Source organism: Halohasta sp. A2 (genome assembly GCF_056175805.1).
This window is the reverse complement of sequence record NZ_JAQFWV010000167.1, coordinates 1-1,051: the sequence shown is the minus strand read 5'-3', so window position 1 is coordinate 1,051 and position 1,051 is coordinate 1. Positions and strand designations below refer to the sequence as shown.

At 56.5% G+C, this 1,051-nt stretch carries 1 protein-coding gene; it reads left to right on the top strand.

Annotated features, from left to right (window positions below):
* Positions 1–32: 32 nt before the first annotated feature.
* Positions 33–1,051, top strand: a 1,019-nt coding sequence (locus O2S87_RS18610; protein ID WP_475410213.1) for an IS701 family transposase, incomplete at its 3' end; no start/stop codon positions are given.

Here is a 1,051-nt window from a genome sequence, read left to right as displayed (position 1 = left end):
CTGGTGTAGCGCGTAGATGACGTGAAAATCGGATGCTTCCACTCACGTCGTTTCTGTCTTGTACCGCTCCAATTGACGAATTAGCGTGCTTTTCGACCCGGCAAAAGTACCATGCCAAGACCTACGTCACCGGTCTTGTTGCGGCCAGCAACAAGACCGTGGACGGCATCTCCACACACGTGCTTCCAGCCAAGAGCGAACGCGCTCTCAACAAGTTCCTCACTGAGTACGACTGGGACGAAGACCAGCTGAATAAAGAGCGACTTGAACTTCTCCAGCAAGCCGACGACACCCGCTGGTCCAGTGAAGGTGTCGTCATCATCGACGACACCTTCACGCACAAAACAGGCGAGAAAATCCCCAACGCGGGGAAATTCTACGACCACACCGTCCCAGGCTACATCTGGGGACAAAACCTCATCTACGCACTCTACGCCGACGAGAAAACCACATACCCACTCGGCTTCCGCCTCTACGAAAAGAACGCGAAACGTCGCGTCGAACTCGCTATCGACCTCGTTGATGAACTCATCGAGATAGGTGTCCCGGCGGACACCTATCTCTTCGACATAAGCTACTGTTCCGAAGAGTTCGTTACACACCTTGAAGGCTACGGCAAAGAGTGGGTTTCCGCGGTAAAGAGTGACGCACGCGTCACGTACGGTGGTGAACGCATCCGTGTCGACGCGCTGGCCGAGCGCGTCGACACGGTTCCTCGGACGATTGACGGCGACACCTACCACATCTGGACGCAGAAGCGTGAGGTCGGTCGCCTCGGCGAGGTGAAGTTGCTAATTACGACGAAAGAACCGAGTGGGGACAACGAAGACGACGAACCGAGCGTGAAGTACATCGTGTCGAACAAGATCGACGCGCCCGCGAGCCATCTCATCGAGTTGTACGCGATGAGATGGCGCATCGAGACGTTCTTCAGAGACACCAAGCAGGACCTCGGTTTTGGCGACTGCGAGCTCCGGCATGCCGCAGGTGCCAGTCGGCACTGGCACCTGCTGATGCTGGCCTACAGCCTCCTTAAGCTGGGTGCTGCACA